The sequence below is a fragment of the Cupriavidus sp. 22TCCZM04-2 genome (assembly GCF_057798895.1).
In genome coordinates this window covers 9020-26128 of sequence record NZ_JBYOJS010000018.1, presented here as the reverse complement: position 1 = coordinate 26128, position 17109 = coordinate 9020, and the positions used below count along the sequence as shown (strand labels likewise).

The following is a 17109-nucleotide window of genomic DNA, read 5'->3' as shown; positions in this document are numbered from 1 at the left end:
TCCTTTCCGACGAACCTGACGCCGGCCGCAAGGCCGACACTGGTTTGATTCCGTCAGCAGAAAATCGAGAAAGGAGACACCCCCATGCAACGCCTCATCTTCGACGCCGAACACGAGAGCTTCCGCGAGTCCGCGCGCCGTTTCTACCAGCGCGAAGTCGGTCCGCACGGCGAGCGCTGGCGCGAGCAGGGCTGCGTGGACCGCGACGTGTTCCGCAAGGCCGGCGAACAGGGCTACCTGCTGATGTGGGCGGACGAGCAATACGGTGGCGCCGGGGTGGAGGATTTCCGTTACGAGCAGATCCTGATCGAAGAGAACGCGCGCCATGGCGACACGGGCTTCTTCGGCACCCTGCATTCGCGGCTGGTGGCACCCTATGTCGGGCGCATCGGCAACGAGGAGCAGCGCCAGCGCTTCCTGCCGGGTGCAGCGCGCGGAGAGAAGATCTTCGCCATTGCCATGACCGAGCCCCAGACCGGGTCGGATCTGGCCGGCATCCGTACCCGTGCGGAGGACAAGGGCGACCACTGGCTGCTCAATGGCGCCAAGACCTATATCTCGAACGGCCAGCTTGCCGACTACGTTGTGGTGGTGGCGCGCACCGACCCGGAACGCAGTCACGGGCTGGGCCTGTTCATCGTCGAGCGCGACATGCCCGGCTTCGAGCGCGGGCGCAAGCTGCGCAAAATGGGTCTGCATTCGCAGGACACCTCCGAGCTGTTCTTCGACAACGTCAAGGTGCCGAAGGCCAACGTGCTGGGCGAGCCCGACAAGGGCTTCCGCTATCTCACACGCCACCTGGCCGAGGAGCGGCTGATCGGTGCCTGTGGCTACATGGCGTCGGCGCAGGTGGCGTTCGACATCACGCTGGATTACGTGAAGGAGCGCAAGGCGTTTGGCCGGGCCATCGGCACGTTCCAGGATTCGCGCTTCCGGCTGGCGACGCTGCGTGCCCAGCTCGACGCCCTGCAGACCTTTGTCGACCAGTGCGTGCTGCAGCACAATGCCGGAACGCTCACCGTCGAGACCGCGGCGTCGGCCAAACTGCTGACTTCCGAGTTGCAAGGGCGCGTCGTGGACGAGGGCGTGCAATTCCATGGCGGCGCCGGCTACATGGAGGAGTACCGTATCTGCCGCATGTACACCGACGCGCGCATCTCGCGGATCTATGCGGGCAGCAGCGAAATCATGAAGGAAATCATCGGCAGAAGCCTCGGCCTGGACGAGCGGGTCAAGGGATGAGGCATCACTGGAATGAAAATGCACCCAAGTGGTGCATTCGCATTTCGGGGTAGTGGGGTTTTCCCTTTATTTGGTGTTTTCGCCGCAGTTAGTGCTTTTTTTCTCAGGATGAAAGCGCTTTGTAATCCGATTCGGGTTGAATGCGGGGCTGGGATCGTGTGCGGTACCGGAGACAGCGGAAAAACACGCTGCCGGGACGTGCCAGGTGACGAAATATCGTCAGTTCGGTGCACCAATTGGCGGGCACGGTCGTTTACCTTTGACTGTTGTCGAACGAGCCAGACCGAATCGTGCCTTTTCCTGTTTCAAGAGCTGCTGCCGCCGCCATCCTGGCGGCCGTGGCCGGCCTGACGGCCCCGCTGGCCCAGGCTGCCAGCCAGCCGCTTCCGCCCGACGGGCCCTGCATGCCGCCGCCGCCGAAGGCCAGCCTGACGCTGGCCCAGGCGCGCCAGGACGCGTTGCGATGCAATCGCGACATCATCGCGGCCCGCCGCGGCGAGGAAGCCAGCCAGGCGGACATCCAGATTGCGTCGCAGCGGCCGAATCCCGTGCTGAGCGTGGGCGTGCAGAATATCAACCCGCACGCCGGTGTCGGCTCGGGCAACCTGCGCAGCAAGACCGTCGATTCGACCTTCCGCATCGACCAGCTGGTCGAGACCGCCAACAAGGGTAACTTGCGCAAGGACGCCGCGCAGAAGGCCAGCGTGGCGGCCGGCGAGGCGCTGCAGGCCGTGGTCGCACAGCAGACCGGAGCGGTCGAGCAGGCGTTCTACGATGCCGTGGTCAGCCAGGAACGTGTCCAGGTGCTGACTGAGACGGTGGCGCTCTATACCCGCACGCAACAGGCCAATGAGACCCGGCTGAAAGCCGGTGATGTCTCGCGTGCCGACGTGACCAAGCTCCAGCTCGACAACCTGCGCGCGCAGAATGACATGCGGCAGGCCATGGCCGACCATATGCGCGACAAGGCGCTACTGGCCCAGGCCATGGGGGTGCCGGGCACGCTGGCCGATAACCGCCTGGTGCCGGACTGGCCATCGCTCGACGAGCCGACGCCGCCGGTCGATCCGGAAATCGCGCAGCGCCGCCCCGACGTGACCGCGGCCGAGGCACGGCTGGCCGCCGCCGCCTCGGCGCGCGACCTGGCCCGCGCCGGACGCGTGCCCGACGTGACCGTGGGCGCGCAATACGAGCACTACCCGATTTCCGAGACCAACACGAACGGCAGCGGCAACAGCTACGGCGTCTTTGTCTCGATTCCGCTTTTCGTGCGCCACAGCAACGGTGGCGAGGCCCGCCGCGCCGAGGTTGACTACTACGCCGCGCTCGACGACCGCAACCGCGTGCTGCTCGAAGCGCAGAACGAGGTCGAGCGCCTGCGCAACCAGCTCGAAGCCTCGCGCCTGTCGCTCAGGCAGATGCGTGAATCGGTCGTGCCCGCCGCCGAATCGGTCGCGGGAAGCGCCGAGTTTGCCTATACCAAGGGCGCAACCGGCGTGCTCGACCTGCTCGATGCGCGCCGCGCGCTGCGCCAGACCAGGCTCGACGCCACCAATGCCCAGGGCGACTACGCCAAGGCCCTGTCGGCATACCGCACCGCGTTGCAGTCCACTACCACTCCCGTCAGCTCCATCCCGAATTCCCAGGTCCGTACCGATGCGCCGCGTCCCTAATCTGCTGTCCGAAGTGTTTCATTTTTCCCGTGCCGGCATGCCCGCGCGCGTGGCTGCCTTGTCCCTGTGCGCGCTTGCGCTTGCCGCGTGTGGCAAGGACGAAGCGCCCAAGGCCGATGACGAGCCCAAGGTGACCGGCGAGACGGTCCAGTTCCCGGCCAGCGTGAAGGCGCTGCCCGGCATCGCGGGCGAGCCGGCCCGCACCGGCGGCGAGCGCATGCTGAGCCTGCCGGGCCGCCTGGTCTGGAATGAGGACAAGACCGTGCGCGTGTCCACCCCGTTCGCGGGCCGCGTGACGGAAATCCTGGTGCAGCCGGGCGCCACGGTGAAGGCTGGCCAGCCGCTGGCCAACCTGACGTCGTCGGACTTCGGCGTGGCGCAGGCCGACGCGCGCAAGGCCGCCGCCGACAACTCGGTGGCCTCCAAGGCGCTGGCCCGCCAGCGCGAGCTGTACCAGGCCGGCGTGATTGCGCAGAAAGACCTGGAACAGGCCCAGGGTGACGCGGCCCGCGCGACCGCCGACCTGCAGCGCACGCAGGCCGCGCTGCGCCAGTACGGCGCCATCGTGGGCGAGGGCGTCAACCGCTTTGCCCTGCGCAGCCCCATTGACGGCCTGGTGGTGGAACGCAACATCAACCCGGGCATGGAACTGCGCCCGGACCAGCCCCCCACGGCGCCGCTGTTCCTGGTGACCGATCCCACTACGCTGTGGGCGCAGGTGGATGCCGCCGAGGCCGACATGGGCCTGTTCAAGGCCGGTGTGAACGTGCAACTGTCCACCGCCGCGTATCCGGGCGAAACCTTCACCGGTACCGTGGTGAAGATGGCCGACTATGTCGATCCCACCGCGCGCAGCATCAAGGTGCGCCTCACGGTTCCCAATCCCGATCGCCGCCTGAAGGCCGAGATGTTCGTTACAGCAAAACTCAAGGCCGCCTCGTTCACCGGCATCGCTGTGTCCTCCAAGGCCGTGTTCCTGGCCGATAACCGCAACTATGTGTTCGTGCGGACTGCCGCGAATACCTTCGTGCGCCGCCCGGTGAAAGTGGGTGTATCGCTGCCCGGAATCACCGAAGTGCTCGATGGCATCAAGGATGGCGAAACCGTGGTGACCGAAGGCAACCTCTACCTGCAGGACATCCTGCGCGACGCTACCGCCGTGAACAAGGCGCGCGCGGCGGCCAAGCAATGAGGACGGCCGTCAGATGATTGAGCGTATTGTCAATTTTGCCCTGCACCAGAAGCTGTTCGTCTGGCTGGGCCTGCTGATCTTCGTGGGCGGCGGCCTGGCCGCGTTCAAGAACCTGCCGATCGAGGCATTCCCGGATGTGTCAGACATCCAGGTCAACATCATCACGCTCTACCCCGGCCGCGCCGCGGAAGAAGTGGAGCGCCAGGTGACGATCCCGATCGAAACCGCGATGGCGGGCACGCCCAATTCGGTGCGCGTGTTCTCGCACACGCAGTTCGGCCTGTCGTTCATGATGGTGACCTTCAACGACAAGGCCACCGACGTGACCGCGCGCCAGCAGATCCTGGAGCGCCTGCGCGGCGTGGACCTGCCTGATGGCGTGCATCCGGACCTGGCGCCGTTGTCCACGGCGATCGGCGAGATCTACCGCTTCCGGCTGACCGGCAAGGGCTACACGCCGCAGGAGCTGCGCACGCTGCAGGACTGGGTGGTCGAGAAGAACATGCGGCAGGTGCCCGGCGTGGCGGACGTGGTCACCATCGGCGGCACCACCAAGCAGTATGAGGTGAATCCGAACCTGGCACGCATGCGCGACGCCAAGATCTCGCTGTCGCAGCTCTTCACCGCGTTGCAGCGGGCCAATTCCAACGCCGGCGGCGGCGCGGTGGCGAACGGGCGCCAGCAGTTCCTGTTGCGCTCGCTGGGCAGCTTCCGGACTTCGGCCGACATCGCCAACGTGGTGGTGGCCGAGAACAACGGCACGCCGATCCTGGTCAAGGACATTGCCGAGGTGAAGATCGGCGCGGCGCCGCCGCAGGGCCTGATGGGCCAGGACGACGAAGACGATATCGTCTCGGGCATCGTGGTGATGCGCAAGGGCGAGAACCCGTCGCTGGTGCTTGACGCGCTCAAGAAGAAGATCGATCTGCTCGACGACCAGATCCTGCCCAAGGGCGTGAAGATCGTGCCGTACTACGACCGCTCCACGCTGATCGACAAGACGCTGCACACGGTGTTCGGCAACCTGGTGGAAGGCGCGCTGCTGGTGATGGCGGTGCTCTACCTGTTCCTGGCCAACGTGCGCGCGGCGGCCATCGTGGCGCTGGTGATCCCGCTGGCGCTGCTGTCCACCTTCATCGGGCTGACCTGGGTCGGCATTCCGGCCAACCTGCTGTCATTGGGCGCGATGGACTTCGGTATCATCGTCGACGGCGCGGTGATCGTGGTGGAGAACATCTTCAAGCGCCTGGGCGAGCTGAAGGAACAGCAGATCCAGGACAGCAAGGCGCGGCTCTACGCGATCCTGCAGGCCACCACGGAAGTGGGCCGGCCGACCGTGTTCTCGATGGTGATCATCATCGCCGCGCATATCCCGATCTTCACGCTGCAGCGGCACGAAGGGAAAATCTTCGCGCCGATGGCCTACACGGTCACGGGCGCACTGATCGGCTCGCTGATCATCTCGCTGACGCTGGTGCCGCTGCTTTGCCACCTGCTGCTGAAGAAGAACATCGCGCACGACGACAACTTCGTGGTGCGCCACTGCAAGCGGCTGTACGAGCCGATGCTGGCCTGGGCCCTCGACAACAAGAAGACGGTGGTGGGCGTGGCGCTGGGCCTGCTGGTGGCGACCGTGGGCGTGGGCAAGTTCCTGGGCAGCGAATTCCTGCCCGAACTCGACGAAGGCTCGATGTGGGTCAGCTTCGACCTGCCGGCCTCGGTCTCGATCGACGAGGCCCGCGACCAGGCACGCAAGCTGCGCGGCGTGATCCGCCAGACGCCGGAAGTCAACACGACGATTTCCAAGGTGGGCCGCCCCGACGACGGCACTGATCCGAAGCTGATCAACACGGTGGAAATCCTTGTCGACCTGAAGAACGACAAGCAATGGCGCGCTGGCTACGACAAGCGCAAGATCATCGAGGAGATCAACCACAACCTGCGCCGGCTGCCGGGCATCGAGCCCAACTTCTCGCAACCGGTGCGTGACAACATCCTGGAATCGATTTCGCAGATCAAGGGCCAGATTGTCATCAAAGTGCAGAGCGACAGCCTTGTGCACAACAAGCAGGTGGCCGACCAGATCCTGGCCAACGTGCAGTCGGTCAAGGGCGTGATGCGCGCCTTTATCGACCGTGACGGCGAACTGCCGCAGTATGTGCTCGATTTCGACCGCGCCCAGGCCGCGCGCTATGGCATCAACGTGGCCGACGTGCAGGACCTGATGGAAACCGCGCTCGCCGGCAAGGCCGCCACCGAGCTGTGGGAAGGTGAAAAGCACTTCAGCGTGGCCGTGCGCCTGAAGCCGTCGGAGCGCGAGCTGCCGAACCTGCCGAACATCTTCATGCAGACGGCTGACGGCGCGCAGGTGCCGCTGTCGCAGCTGGTGACGTTCCGTGCCGCCTCGGGCGCCATGAACATCAGCCGCGAGAACGGCCAGCGCACCACCTCGATCGGTATCTTCATCCACGACCGCGACATGGGCAGCGTGGTGAAGGACATGCAGGAGCTGGTGAAGAAGAACGTCAATGCGGAGGACGTCAAGATCAGCTGGTCGGGCGAATTCGAGAACCAGGAACGCGCGATGGCACGGCTGTCGATCGTGGTGCCGCTGTCGGTGCTGGTGATCTTCCTGCTGCTGTTCAATGCGTTCAAGTCGTTCAAGAGCGCCACGCTGATCATCTCGAACATCCCGTTCGCGCTGATCGGCGGCGTGTTCGCGCTGTTCCTGACGGGCATTCCGCTGTCGGTGTCGGCGGCCATCGGTTTCATCGCACTGTTCGGGCAGGCCGTGCTGAACGGGGTGGTGATGGTGACGTACTTCAACCAGCTGCGCGACGAGGGCATGCCGGTGCGCCAGGCCGTGCTGACCGGCTCCATGGACCGGCTGCGCACGGTGCTGATGACGGCGCTGCTGGCCATGCTGGGCCTGTTCCCGATGGCGATCTCGCGCGCCATCGGCTCGGAAACCCAGCGCCCGCTCGCCATCGTCATCATCGGCGGCCTGATCACCGCCACGATGCTGACGCTGATCGTGCTGCCCACGCTGTACGAGTGGATGGTCGGCCGCAACTGGCCGGACGAGGAAGACGAGGAGCCGAACAACCGGCTGACCGATTCGCTGTCCTCCTGATGTCAGAAAGCCCGTCCTCCCAGGACGGGCTTTTTGCTTACAGGGCATGGCAATGCGATGCCGCGCCGCCGAAGTCCCTGTCCCGATCGCCTGCAGCTCCCGCGCGCGGCCGTTCTCCTGTCGGAATCCTCTGACGTCCCTTTCGGAACTGCACTTCTGCAGGACCAGCGCCCCAAAACCTACGCTGAACACATGCAGCAGGTGGCCGGAGGTAAACGGCTGTCGGCTGCGACGGCAATCCCGCCAATCATTCACGTGGAAGGAGCCCGACATGATGAAGAAATGGCTGTCAGCTGCAGTGTGTTCGATGACGCTTGCCGTCCCGGCAGGCTATGTCCTGGCCCAGACCCATCCAGCCGGGTCGAAGGCCGACTACGACACGGCCGTCAAGCAGGCCGACGACAATTACAAGGCAGCCAAGGGCAAGTGCGACGGCATGAGCGGCAACGCCAAGGACGTGTGCAAGGCCGAGGCCAAGCGCGACCATGACGTGGCCAAGGCCGATGCCGAGGCCAGGCGCGACGGTACCGAAAAGGCCCATGTCAAAGCCATGAAGACCAAGGCCGACCGCGACTACGACGTCGCCAAGGAAATGTGCGACGACAAGTCCGGCAACGACAAGGACGTGTGCAAGAAGGACGCCAAGACCGCCCACGAGAAGGCCCTGGGTGAAGCCAAGGTAGACAAGGCCGCCGCGACCGGTACGCGTACCGACGTCGCCGAGGCCCGCCGCGATGCCCGCAAGGACACCACGGATGCCGCTTACAAGGCCGACAAGGAACGTTGCGACGCCATGACCGGTGACAGCAAGGACAAGTGCGTGGCCGATGTGAAGGCCAAGTACGGCCGCTGACCACCAAAGAAACATCGACGCCAGCACCCGCCGCCACCATCGCGGAATGACCACACAAGGAGCACCAGATGAACTGGGATCAGATCGAAGGCAAGTGGGACCAGGCCAAGGGCAAGATCAAGGAAAAGTGGGGTAAGCTCACGGATGACGACATCACGCAGATCAACGGCAAGCGCGACCAGCTAGCCGGCCGTATCCAGGAGCGCTATGGCTACACCAAGGAGCGTGCCGAAGAAGAGATGAAGAGCTGGGAAAACGACGCGCGCTGGTAGGCGTCGGCCCTTCTGACCGGTGCGGCGGCCGGATGCGAAAGCGTCCGGCCGCCGCGCTGCATTTTGGGAACCCCCGGGTGGTAGGGGATGCGTTAAGCGCAAGTTAGCTCTGAATGCAATCAAATGATGCACGCCGCAAGCGTAGCCGACTTAACATGTCACGTTGCTTCGGGGACACCCCCTCATCGCGCCACGCATGTACGCCGTCCTGCCCGCCTTTGTCTCGTCCATCTTTCTCGGTTACGGCCTCTATGTGCTGGTGACCAAGGGCGTCACGCGCGTGTCGGCGTCGTTCTTCCTGTTGTGCGTGACCACCTTTGCCTGGCAGGGGACCTGGGTGTTCCTGTTCCAGGCCGAGCATCCCGACGTGGCCACGGTGCTCGCGCGGCTTGGCTACCTGTTCATCCTGTTCCTGCCGACCACCTATTACCACTTTATCGCCGAGGTGACGGAGCGGCGCCAGGAGCGGCCAATCCTGCTCGCGTCCTATGGCATGAGCCTGTTGCTGGCCATGCTGCTGCTGTCCAGCGACCAGGTGGTGGCGGGCTACTACACGTACTTCTTCGGTGATTACCCGAAGGCCGGGCCGCTGCATCCGCTGCATTTGGTGCAGACCGTAATGGTGGCGGTGCGCAGTGCCTGGATCCTGGTCGAAGCGCGTCGGAGCGCGACCGCGGAACGCCGCAAGCGCTACAACCTGTGCCTCGTGGCGGTGATGCTCTACTCGCTGGCCGCCATGGACTACGCAGCGAACTACGGCTATGCCTTCTATCCGCCTGGCGTGGTGTTCGTGGCGCTGAGCCTTGGCATTCTCGCAGTCAGCGTGGTGCGCTACGACCTGATGCATCCGTATTCGCTGGCCGCCACGGTGGCCCATGAAGTGCGAACGCCGCTCGCTTCCATCCGCATGCAGGCCCAGGAGATGGCGCGGACGTGGCCCGAGGTGCTGCAGGGCTACCGGCTCGCCGTGGAACACGGGTTGTGCGAAGACCGCATGCGTCCGGGGCAACTCGATCGGGTGTCCAGCCTGGTGGGCGCGATCACGCGCGAGGTGGATGGCACCAGCACGGTCATCGACATGGCACTGGCCTCGGTCACGCTCGAGCGCCTGGACCGCAGCACCTTCGCGCCCCACGGCATCGGCGACTGCGTGCGCGCCGCGCTCGAGCGCTATCCGTTCCAGGGCGAAGACCGAGCCTGCGTGCAGGTGCGCGGCATCGACGATGCCTGGCGCTTCGTGGGCTCGGACACGCTGCTGGTGTACGTCCTGTTCAACCTGCTGAAGAATGCGCTGCATGCCATCCGCGCGCGCGGCGACGGCCATATCGACATTGTCGGCTCCGCCGAAGGGCCCTTCCACGTGGTGCGCTTCCGCGACACCGGCTCCGGCATTCCGGCCAACGTCCTGCCGCGCATCTTCGATCCGTTCTTCTCCACCAAGGCGCATGGCAGCGGCGCCGGCCTGGGCCTGGCCTTCTGCCGTCGCGCGATCGAGTCGTTTGGCGGGCGCATCGAGTGCGAGTCAGTGGCCGGTTCGCACACCACCTTCACGCTGCGGCTGCCGCGCTTCACCCCCATGGCGGACGGGCGCCTGCGCGCCAGCGCCGCCGGCTGATCCCAACCGGCGGCGCCGGGCCCGCGTTGCAGCCATGGCCGTGCTGGCCGCGGCGGCAACGGATCCCTCAGCGGGTCTTAGCTGGCCAGTGCCGGCAGGACCAGTTCATATTCCTTGACGCGCTCGATGATGCCGTGCGGGAAGCGGCTGATCCGCTTGTCCTTGTCGGCAAATACGATCTGTTGGTACCCCAGTGAAACCGGCTTGCCGCCGACGCAGAAGCGGAACAGCAGGTAGGCCGAGCACTGCTTGACCTGGAACGTGTTCAGGTAGCAGTCCACGCGCTGGAACGGGAACGTCTCCTCGACATACTCCTGGTGCGCGCGCTTGGTTACGAAGACGCCGCCGGTGGCCAGCAGGTTGTCGTGGATGCATTCGTGGAACCAGCGTTCGCGGCAGATGCCCTGCCATTCGAAGTAGCGGGCGAAGTACGTGTTCATGAAGGCATTGGAATCCTTGAGATAGATATCGATGGCATGGTGGAACGTCTTCTGCGGGGGTGTCTCCAGCAGGTCCTGCGTCAGCATGGCAGTACCGCGGTTCAGCACTTGGGGGATCACGTCTCGCATCAACATGGATTGACTCCGGAAATGACTGCAGAGCGGCAGTCGCGCCTGTCCCGGGGAAGGTCGGGGCATAACGCATTCTGGCCGCTTGCCGCATGGAGTTGGCGCGAGGATGTGGTGGCTTTTGCACTGGCACGACAACGGCCAGGTGCGAGGACGTGGCCGTCCGTTGGATGCGGGATCGATGGTGTGGTGCGCGCGGGAAGACCGTCCGCACGCACCTTCGAGATTTCCCGGGTTTAAGCCGGTGGCGCGCGCACGGGCAGCAGCGGAAGGACGTTGCGTCCTTCGCTCGTCACGCTAGCTGGGGAAAAGGATTGCGACGCCGACCTTGTGGGTCTCGGCCGGTCCCTGGACCGGGACTTCGGGCTGCAGGGCAGCCCCGGGAAATTGCTCCGCGATGATTGGCGGAATGCCCGGACCCTCGTTCTCCGCGTCCCAGACCAGGACGGCGCCGGCCTTCCTGAGGTCTTCCGGAGTGACCCACGGATTGAAGCGATAGCCGCCGTGCACGAACAGGGCCGTCGGGCGGTCGTCGGAATAGAACGCCGCATTGCCCGCGTACCAGGTGTCGCCAATCACATACCGGAGCGGTTTTCCCGTTTCGGCGAACCAGCGCTCGGTCACTTCGGCGCCGAGCTGCCGCCCGGGAAAATGCGTGCGGTTCTCCTTGCCGGCAAGGGCTGGCCGGCCGAGCTGATCCAGCGCGAACAGCAACGCGGGAAGCAGCAGGACCACGATCCAGGCGCGGCCAAAGGTACGCAGCCGCGCCGTGGTCAACACCGGGCGGATCGAGGTGGCAATCAGCAACCCCACGAAGCACAGCAGGGGGGCCGCCCACATGACGCGGGGCGGCCTTTGCGTGATGGCCGAGAGGCTAATGGAAAAGAGGATCGGTCCCAGGGCCAGCGCGACAAGATAGGCCCGGTCGAACTGCTTCGCGTCCGATGGCGGGGTCGCCGGCGTGGCGTCCCTGGCCCGCCAGCGCCACAGCATCAGCGCAAGAAGCAGCATCGGGATGAGCGCCGCCAGTTGCGCGCCGATGAATGAAGCGAGCTTGACCAGGTAGGTGCCCGTGCCGACCTCCGGGGCTCGCCGGGCCACATACTCGATCGAGATGAAACCGCTATCGACGATCCAGGCCATGTGCGGAAGAAAGGTCAGCAGCGCGGTCAATACCAGCACCCAGGGACCTGGTTCGGCAAGGCGATGGCGGGCCTGCGGGTGCGCGAGCACAAACATCGCCATGGGGACGAGATACGCCCCCATCGAATAGCGTGCCCAGAGTCCCAGGCCAGCGACGAGCCCGCACAGGAACCAGTCGCGCAGGCGGTTATCGGTCAGGGCGCGATGCAATAGCCAGCCAAACAGGGCGCCGAACGGCATCTGCAGGACAATGTCGTTGAACTCCGGCGTCGGGAAGTTGAAGTAATAGACCCCTTCCAGCAACAGGACACCGAGGAGCGCTTCGCGCTTGGTCGTGATGCGGCGCCCCAACTGCCACACGGCGACGAATACCGTTCCGATGCAGAGTTGCGCGGCAAGATAACAGGCCCACAGATTCTTGCCCGGCCAAACGCTCAGGGCTTCGGTGACCCACGGCCAGAGCGGGGGATCTTTCTCGTACCCGAGTTGCCATTCATGTCCCCACGCCAGCGCCTCGATGATGTCGAGTGACGCATTCTTCAGCAGCAGGCTCGGCAATAGTGTCCAGAGAACGACATGGCAAAGCACGGCCAGTGCGAGGACCCGGCTGGCGCCCAGTTCCTGCAAGGTTTGTGACCATGTCTGGAAAACACCGGAATAAACCGCGGGCTGCGCCGTAGCGGCTTCCGCGGTCGCATACGTTGAAAATTCTTCCACTTTGACTCGGGAAATCCCGCGCGGAACGAGAAACGCAGGAAAAAATTAGAAACCCATGATTACTCGAAAAACCGGGTCGCGCAGCGCATTGGCTTGACGAACGGGATATCGACTATCGCCTGATCGGCCAGTGATTATCCCAAAGTATTACGGATGATTACAAAATATGAATGTGCGAGTTGACACATTAATGACCCACTGCTAGCCGGCAGAAAAATGATGCTTGAAAATCACAAATAATCAGTGGCGCCGGATGATTGGTTGGACTGGTTGGCGGTAAACCCTAGTAGTCTAGGTTTATAGACCTTTATAGAGTTCGGCATGTTGTCCGGGACGCAGTGGTCCCTACGGACGGTCATTGAAACGGGCACGTCAGCCTGCCAGCCATGTCGGATAACCCATCGACCGAACTTCTTTCCCGTAGCCGCCAGCCGGTCTACCTGCAGCTCGCCACCATCTTTCGTCGCCAGATCGAAAGTGGGGCATGGGGGGCCGGCGCGCAGATCCCGTCGCTGGAGGCGCTGTGCCGCGAGTACGGCGTGGCGCGCATGACCATGCACCAGGCCCTGTCGATGCTCGATGAGGAAGGGCTGCTTGAGCGTTCGCGTGGCCGCGGCACCTTCGTCAAGGCGGGTCGGCGGCCACAGCGGCGTGTCTCGCTCTCCACCAGCTGGGACGAGGCCGTCGCGATCGGCGATGCCATCGATACCGAGGCGCTGGTGGAATCCGGCGGCAACGTGGCCCTGCCCGCCGACCTGGGCCTGCCCTGCAGTGGCAGGCATGCCGCCGAATACCATTTCCTGCGTCGCCTGCATCGCGTGGAAGGGCGGCCCTTTGCCGTCTGCCAGGTCTACATCGAGGCCGAGGTGTTTGCGCGCGAGCCGGAGGCGTTCCGGCAGGGCGCCTCGGTGCAGGTGCTGGACCGGTTTCCCGGCCTGCAGGTCAGCGCCGCGCGCCAGCGCCTGACCATCGTCGCGGCCGGAGCGGAATCCGCGGTCGCGCTGGACCTCGCCGTGGGCGCGCCGGTCGCAGAACTGCGCCGCTATGCCTGCGTCGATGACGTGGTCGTCTACTACGCCCGCATTGAATTCCCGACCGAATTCGTTTGCCTCGATTTCGACCTGCTGGCCGCTTCCGGGCGGCAGCCTGATGCCAACCCGTCCTGAATCACGGAACCCGATCCATGGAAACCTCCCAAGCAATGAACGGCGCTGAAAGCCTGGTCAAGACCCTGCTGGCCAGCGGCGTCGACACCTGCTTCGCCAACCCCGGCACGAGCGAGATGCACTTCGTGGCGGCGCTCGACCGGATTCCCGGCATGCGCTGCGTACTCGGACTGTTCGAAGGTGTCGTCACCGGTGCCGCCGACGGCTACGCACGCATGGCCGACAAACCGGCCGCCACGCTGCTGCATTGCGGGCCGGGGCTGGCCAATGGCCTGGCCAACCTGCACAACGCGCGCCGCGCGCAGACGCCGGTGGTCAACATCATCGGCGACCAGGCGACGTATCATCGGCCGCTCGATGCACCGCTCACCGCCGACACTGAGGGCTGGGCCCGTCCGGTTTCGGTGTGGACGCGCACGGCCACGCGCGCCGCGTCGGTCGGCGCTGATGCCGCGGCGGCGGTGCAGGCCGCATGCGCCGCGCCGGGCGGCGTCGCCAGCCTGATCCTCCCGTCTGACGTGTGCTGGGATGCCGGCGGAGAAGTGGCCGTACCGCTGCCGCCGTTGTCCGTGCCGAAGGTCGCGCCCGATGCCGTGCAGAACGCCGCGCGCGTGCTGCGTTCCGGGCAGCCGACGCTGATCGTGGTGGCGGGCAGCGCGCTGCGCGAGGCGCCGCTCGCCGACGCGCATCGCATTGCCGCGGCCACGCAGGCCCGGCTGATCACGCCCATGTCGAACGCGCGCGTGTCGCGCGGACGCGGGCGGCTGGCGGTGGATCGCATTCCCTATTCCGGCGACGTGGCCCGTGACCGGCTGGCCGGCATCCGCAACGTGATCCTGGTTGGTGCGCAGGCGCCCGTGACGTTCTTCGCCTATCCGGGCAAGTCGCCGCGTCCGTACCCGGAAGATGCGATCGTGCACGTGCTGGCACGGCCGGAAGAGGATCTCGCGGATGCGCTGGTCCGGCTTGCCGACGAGGTCGGCGCAAGGAACGCGGCGTTGCCGGAATCGACGCCCGTGGCGCCGACGGAGATTGCACGCGGCGCGGTCACGTCGGAAGCCGTGGCGAAGACGCTGACGGCGCTGCTGCCCGAGCAGGCCATCGTCGTGGAGGAGAGCGTCAGCTTCGGACGGGCCTTCTATCCGGGCACCGTGAATGCCGCGCCCCATGACTGGCTGCAGCTCACGGGCGGCGCCATCGGCGCGGGCTTGCCGCTTGCCACCGGCGCCGCCGTGGCCGCGCCGGGCCGCCGTGTCGTCGCCTTGCAGGCCGATGGCTCCGGCATGTACACGTTGCAGTCGCTGTGGACCATGGCACGCGAGCAGCTTGACGTCACGGTTGTGCTGCTGGCCAACCGCAAGTACGCGATCCTGCTCGGCGAACTGGCCGGTGTCGGTGCCAACCCGGGCAAGACCGCGCTCGACATGCTCGACATTGGCAACCCCGACCTGAACTGGGTGCAGATGGCCAACGGCATGGGCGTGGAGGGTGCGCGCGCGCACGACATGGAGACCTTCGCCGACCTGTTCCGCATGGCCAACCAGCGCAAGGGTCCGTTCCTGATCGAGCTGGTCATCTGAGCGCCGGCCTGCCGGACGGGGGGATTTCCGCATTCGGGAATCCTGCCTTTGGCAGATGCGAATTGCTGCACCGCGCATAGTGCGGCAATCTGGCAGCTGTGCCATGGAAGCCCCATGGCGGCATCATTTGTGAAGGAGACACCATGCCCCAACAAGGAGCGGCAGCGGGTCCGGACAAGGTCTACGCGGACATGCTCGCGGCCGGCCAATTCCGCATCCAGCACTGCCAGGACTGCAAGAAGCACGTATTTTTCCCGCGCAACATCTGCCCGCACTGCGGCGGTGACGCGCTTGACTGGAGCGATCCGAAAGGTACCGGCACGGTCTACTCCACCAGCGTGATCCGCCGCAAGCCTGAAGCCGGCGGCGACTACAACATCGTGCTGGTCGACCTGGACGAAGGCGTGCGCATGATGAGCCGGGTCGAGGGCATCGCCCCGACCTCGGTGCGCATCGGCATGCGCGTCAAGGCGCGCGTGGCGCCTGGCAAGGCAGAAGGCGAGCCCGCTCTCGTCGTGTTCGATCCGGTGGAGAGCTAAGCAAAATGAGTCTGTCTTCTCTGCGCGGCAGCGTCGCCATCGTCGGCGTCGGCCAGGCCGGCATGGGCGAAGCCCATGGCAAGACTGAAATGGAAATCCTGGTGGAAGCCGCCAAGGCAGCCGTGAAGGATGCCGGCATGTCGATGCGCGACATCGACGGCATCGCCACCGCCAGCGTCGGCGCCACCATGTGGGTGATGCCGGTGGCCGAGTACCTCGGCATCAAACCGAAGTTCCTCGACAGCACCATGATCGGCGGCTCGAGCTTTGTCTCGCACATGCTGCCCGCCATGATGGCGCTCGAAGCCGGCCTGTGCGATGCGGTGCTGGTCTGCTACGGCAGCAACCAGCGCACTTCGACCGTGGGCCGCGCCGGCATCGGCAAGGTGCGCGCGGTGCTCGATCCGCAGCCGTACGAAAACCCGTACCAGCCGCTGAGCCCGATCACGTCGTACGCACTGGCCGCTGCGCGCCACATGCATCAGTACGGCACCACGCGCGAACACCTTGCCGAAGTGGCCGTGGCCGCGCGCAAGTGGGCGCAGCTCAACCCGGAAGCGCAGATGCGCGATCCGCTCAGCATCGACGACGTGCTCAATGCGCGCATGGTGTCGGACCCGCTGTCGGTGCGCGATTGCTGCCTGGTGACGGATGGTGCCGGCGCCTACGTGATGGTCCGCGCCGACCGTGCCAAGGACATGGCCAAGCCGCCGGTCTACGTGCTCGGCAACGCCACCGCGACGTGGCACCGCCAGATCTCGTGCATGCCTGACGTCACCGTCACGGCGGCCAAGGAATCCGGCGAGCGCGCGTTCGCCATGGCCGGCCTCAAGCCGTCGGATGTCGACGTGGCCGAACTGTATGACGCGTTTACCATCAATACGCTGCTGTTCCTGGAAGACCTTGGCTTCTGCGCGAAGGGCGAGGGTGGTCAGTTCGTCAGCGGCGGCGGCATTGCGCCTGGCGGCCGCTTGCCGGTGAACACCAACGGTGGCGGTCTGTCATGCGTGCATCCGGGTATGTACGGCATGTTTATCACGATCGAAGCCGTGCGCCAGCTCCGTGGCGAATGCGGTGACCGCCAGGTCAAGAACGCCGAAGTCGCCGTGGTCCATGGCAACGGCGGTACGCTGTCCAGCCAGGCCACGGCGATCCTGGGGACGGCTGCAACGGTGTAAAGCGATCTGGGTTTGAAGGGAAGTGGGGAGGCGGCGGTGGAACTGAGGGGTTGGTTCCACCGCCGTTTTCTTTTGGCGGGGGCTGGCGTGATTGGCAGGATGCTGTTGTGTCGTCGGCGTAGCCGATGGGGAGTCTGTGGTTATGACTGGGGTCGCTGCTCTTGGCAGGCGCTGCTGTTTCGCCGGCGCCGCCCGCGCAAAACACCCCCCCCCCCCACACCCAAAACACCCCAAAAC

The 17109-nt window shown here is 65.3% G+C and carries 13 protein-coding genes; 11 read left to right on the top strand and 2 right to left on the bottom strand.

Annotated features, from left to right (window positions below; all coding sequences use genetic code 11):
• The first annotated feature begins 84 nt into the window (after positions 1–84).
• From AC3FKG_RS23045 to AC3FKG_RS23015, 7 genes are all read left to right on the top strand, one after another.
• Positions 85–1242, top strand: coding sequence for an acyl-CoA dehydrogenase family protein (locus AC3FKG_RS23045; protein WP_483712271.1), 1158 nt, complete (start codon positions 85–87; stop codon positions 1240–1242).
• A 404-nt stretch (positions 1243–1646) separates the two neighbouring features.
• Entirely contained in the window at positions 1647–2915 is a 1269-nt protein-coding gene (locus tag AC3FKG_RS23040) for a TolC family protein (protein WP_488744283.1), read from the top strand.
• Positions 2899–4107 (top strand): efflux RND transporter periplasmic adaptor subunit, encoded by a 1209-nt coding sequence (locus AC3FKG_RS23035; protein ID WP_488744223.1) that lies wholly within the window; start codon positions 2899–2901, stop codon positions 4105–4107. Before AC3FKG_RS23040 ends, AC3FKG_RS23035 begins: the two co-directional genes overlap by 17 nt.
• Positions 4108–4120: 13 nt before the next feature.
• The gene (locus AC3FKG_RS23030; RefSeq protein ID WP_488744222.1) at positions 4121–7240 is read left to right on the top strand and encodes an efflux RND transporter permease subunit; all 3120 of its coding nucleotides are present in this window, start codon (positions 4121–4123) and stop codon (positions 7238–7240) included.
• Between the two features lie 271 nt (positions 7241–7511).
• Positions 7512–8093: a hypothetical protein gene (locus AC3FKG_RS23025; protein ID WP_483712267.1), complete on the top strand. Its 582-nt coding sequence runs from the start codon at positions 7512–7514 to the stop codon at positions 8091–8093.
• A gap of 68 nt (positions 8094–8161) precedes the next feature.
• Positions 8162–8365 carry a CsbD family protein gene (locus AC3FKG_RS23020; protein ID WP_483712265.1) on the top strand — a complete coding sequence of 68 codons (204 nt, stop codon included), beginning with the start codon at positions 8162–8164 and terminating at the stop codon, positions 8363–8365.
• A gap of 196 nt (positions 8366–8561) precedes the next feature.
• Entirely contained in the window at positions 8562–9980 is a 1419-nt protein-coding gene (locus AC3FKG_RS23015; RefSeq protein WP_488744221.1) for a sensor histidine kinase, read from the top strand.
• Between the two features lie 77 nt (positions 9981–10057).
• On the opposite strand, the gene AC3FKG_RS23010 is transcribed toward AC3FKG_RS23015, so the two are convergent.
• A complete protein-coding gene (locus AC3FKG_RS23010) occupies positions 10058–10555 on the bottom strand; it encodes an acyl-CoA thioesterase (RefSeq protein ID WP_211947521.1) in 498 nt (165 codons plus the stop codon).
• Positions 10556–10846: 291 nt separating this feature from the next.
• Positions 10847–12409 (bottom strand): glycosyltransferase family 39 protein, encoded by a 1563-nt coding sequence (locus AC3FKG_RS23005; protein WP_488744220.1) that lies wholly within the window; start codon positions 12407–12409, stop codon positions 10847–10849.
• Between the two features lie 386 nt (positions 12410–12795).
• Here AC3FKG_RS23005 and AC3FKG_RS23000 point away from each other — a divergent pair, with 386 nt between their 5' ends.
• From AC3FKG_RS23000 to AC3FKG_RS22985, 4 genes are all read left to right on the top strand, one after another.
• Positions 12796–13575, top strand: coding sequence for a GntR family transcriptional regulator (locus tag AC3FKG_RS23000; RefSeq protein WP_488744219.1), 780 nt, complete (start codon positions 12796–12798; stop codon positions 13573–13575).
• Positions 13576–13610: 35 nt separating this feature from the next.
• On the top strand, positions 13611–15155 hold the full coding sequence (locus tag AC3FKG_RS22995) for an acetolactate synthase large subunit (protein ID WP_488744282.1): 1545 nt from the start codon (positions 13611–13613) through the stop codon (positions 15153–15155).
• A gap of 143 nt (positions 15156–15298) precedes the next feature.
• Positions 15299–15694 (top strand): Zn-ribbon domain-containing OB-fold protein, encoded by a 396-nt coding sequence (locus tag AC3FKG_RS22990; protein WP_488744218.1) that lies wholly within the window; start codon positions 15299–15301, stop codon positions 15692–15694.
• A 5-nt stretch (positions 15695–15699) separates the two neighbouring features.
• Positions 15700–16872, top strand: a complete 1173-nt coding sequence (locus tag AC3FKG_RS22985) for a thiolase (RefSeq protein ID WP_488677476.1) — start codon at positions 15700–15702, stop codon at positions 16870–16872.
• Positions 16873–17109: the final 237 nt, after the last annotated feature.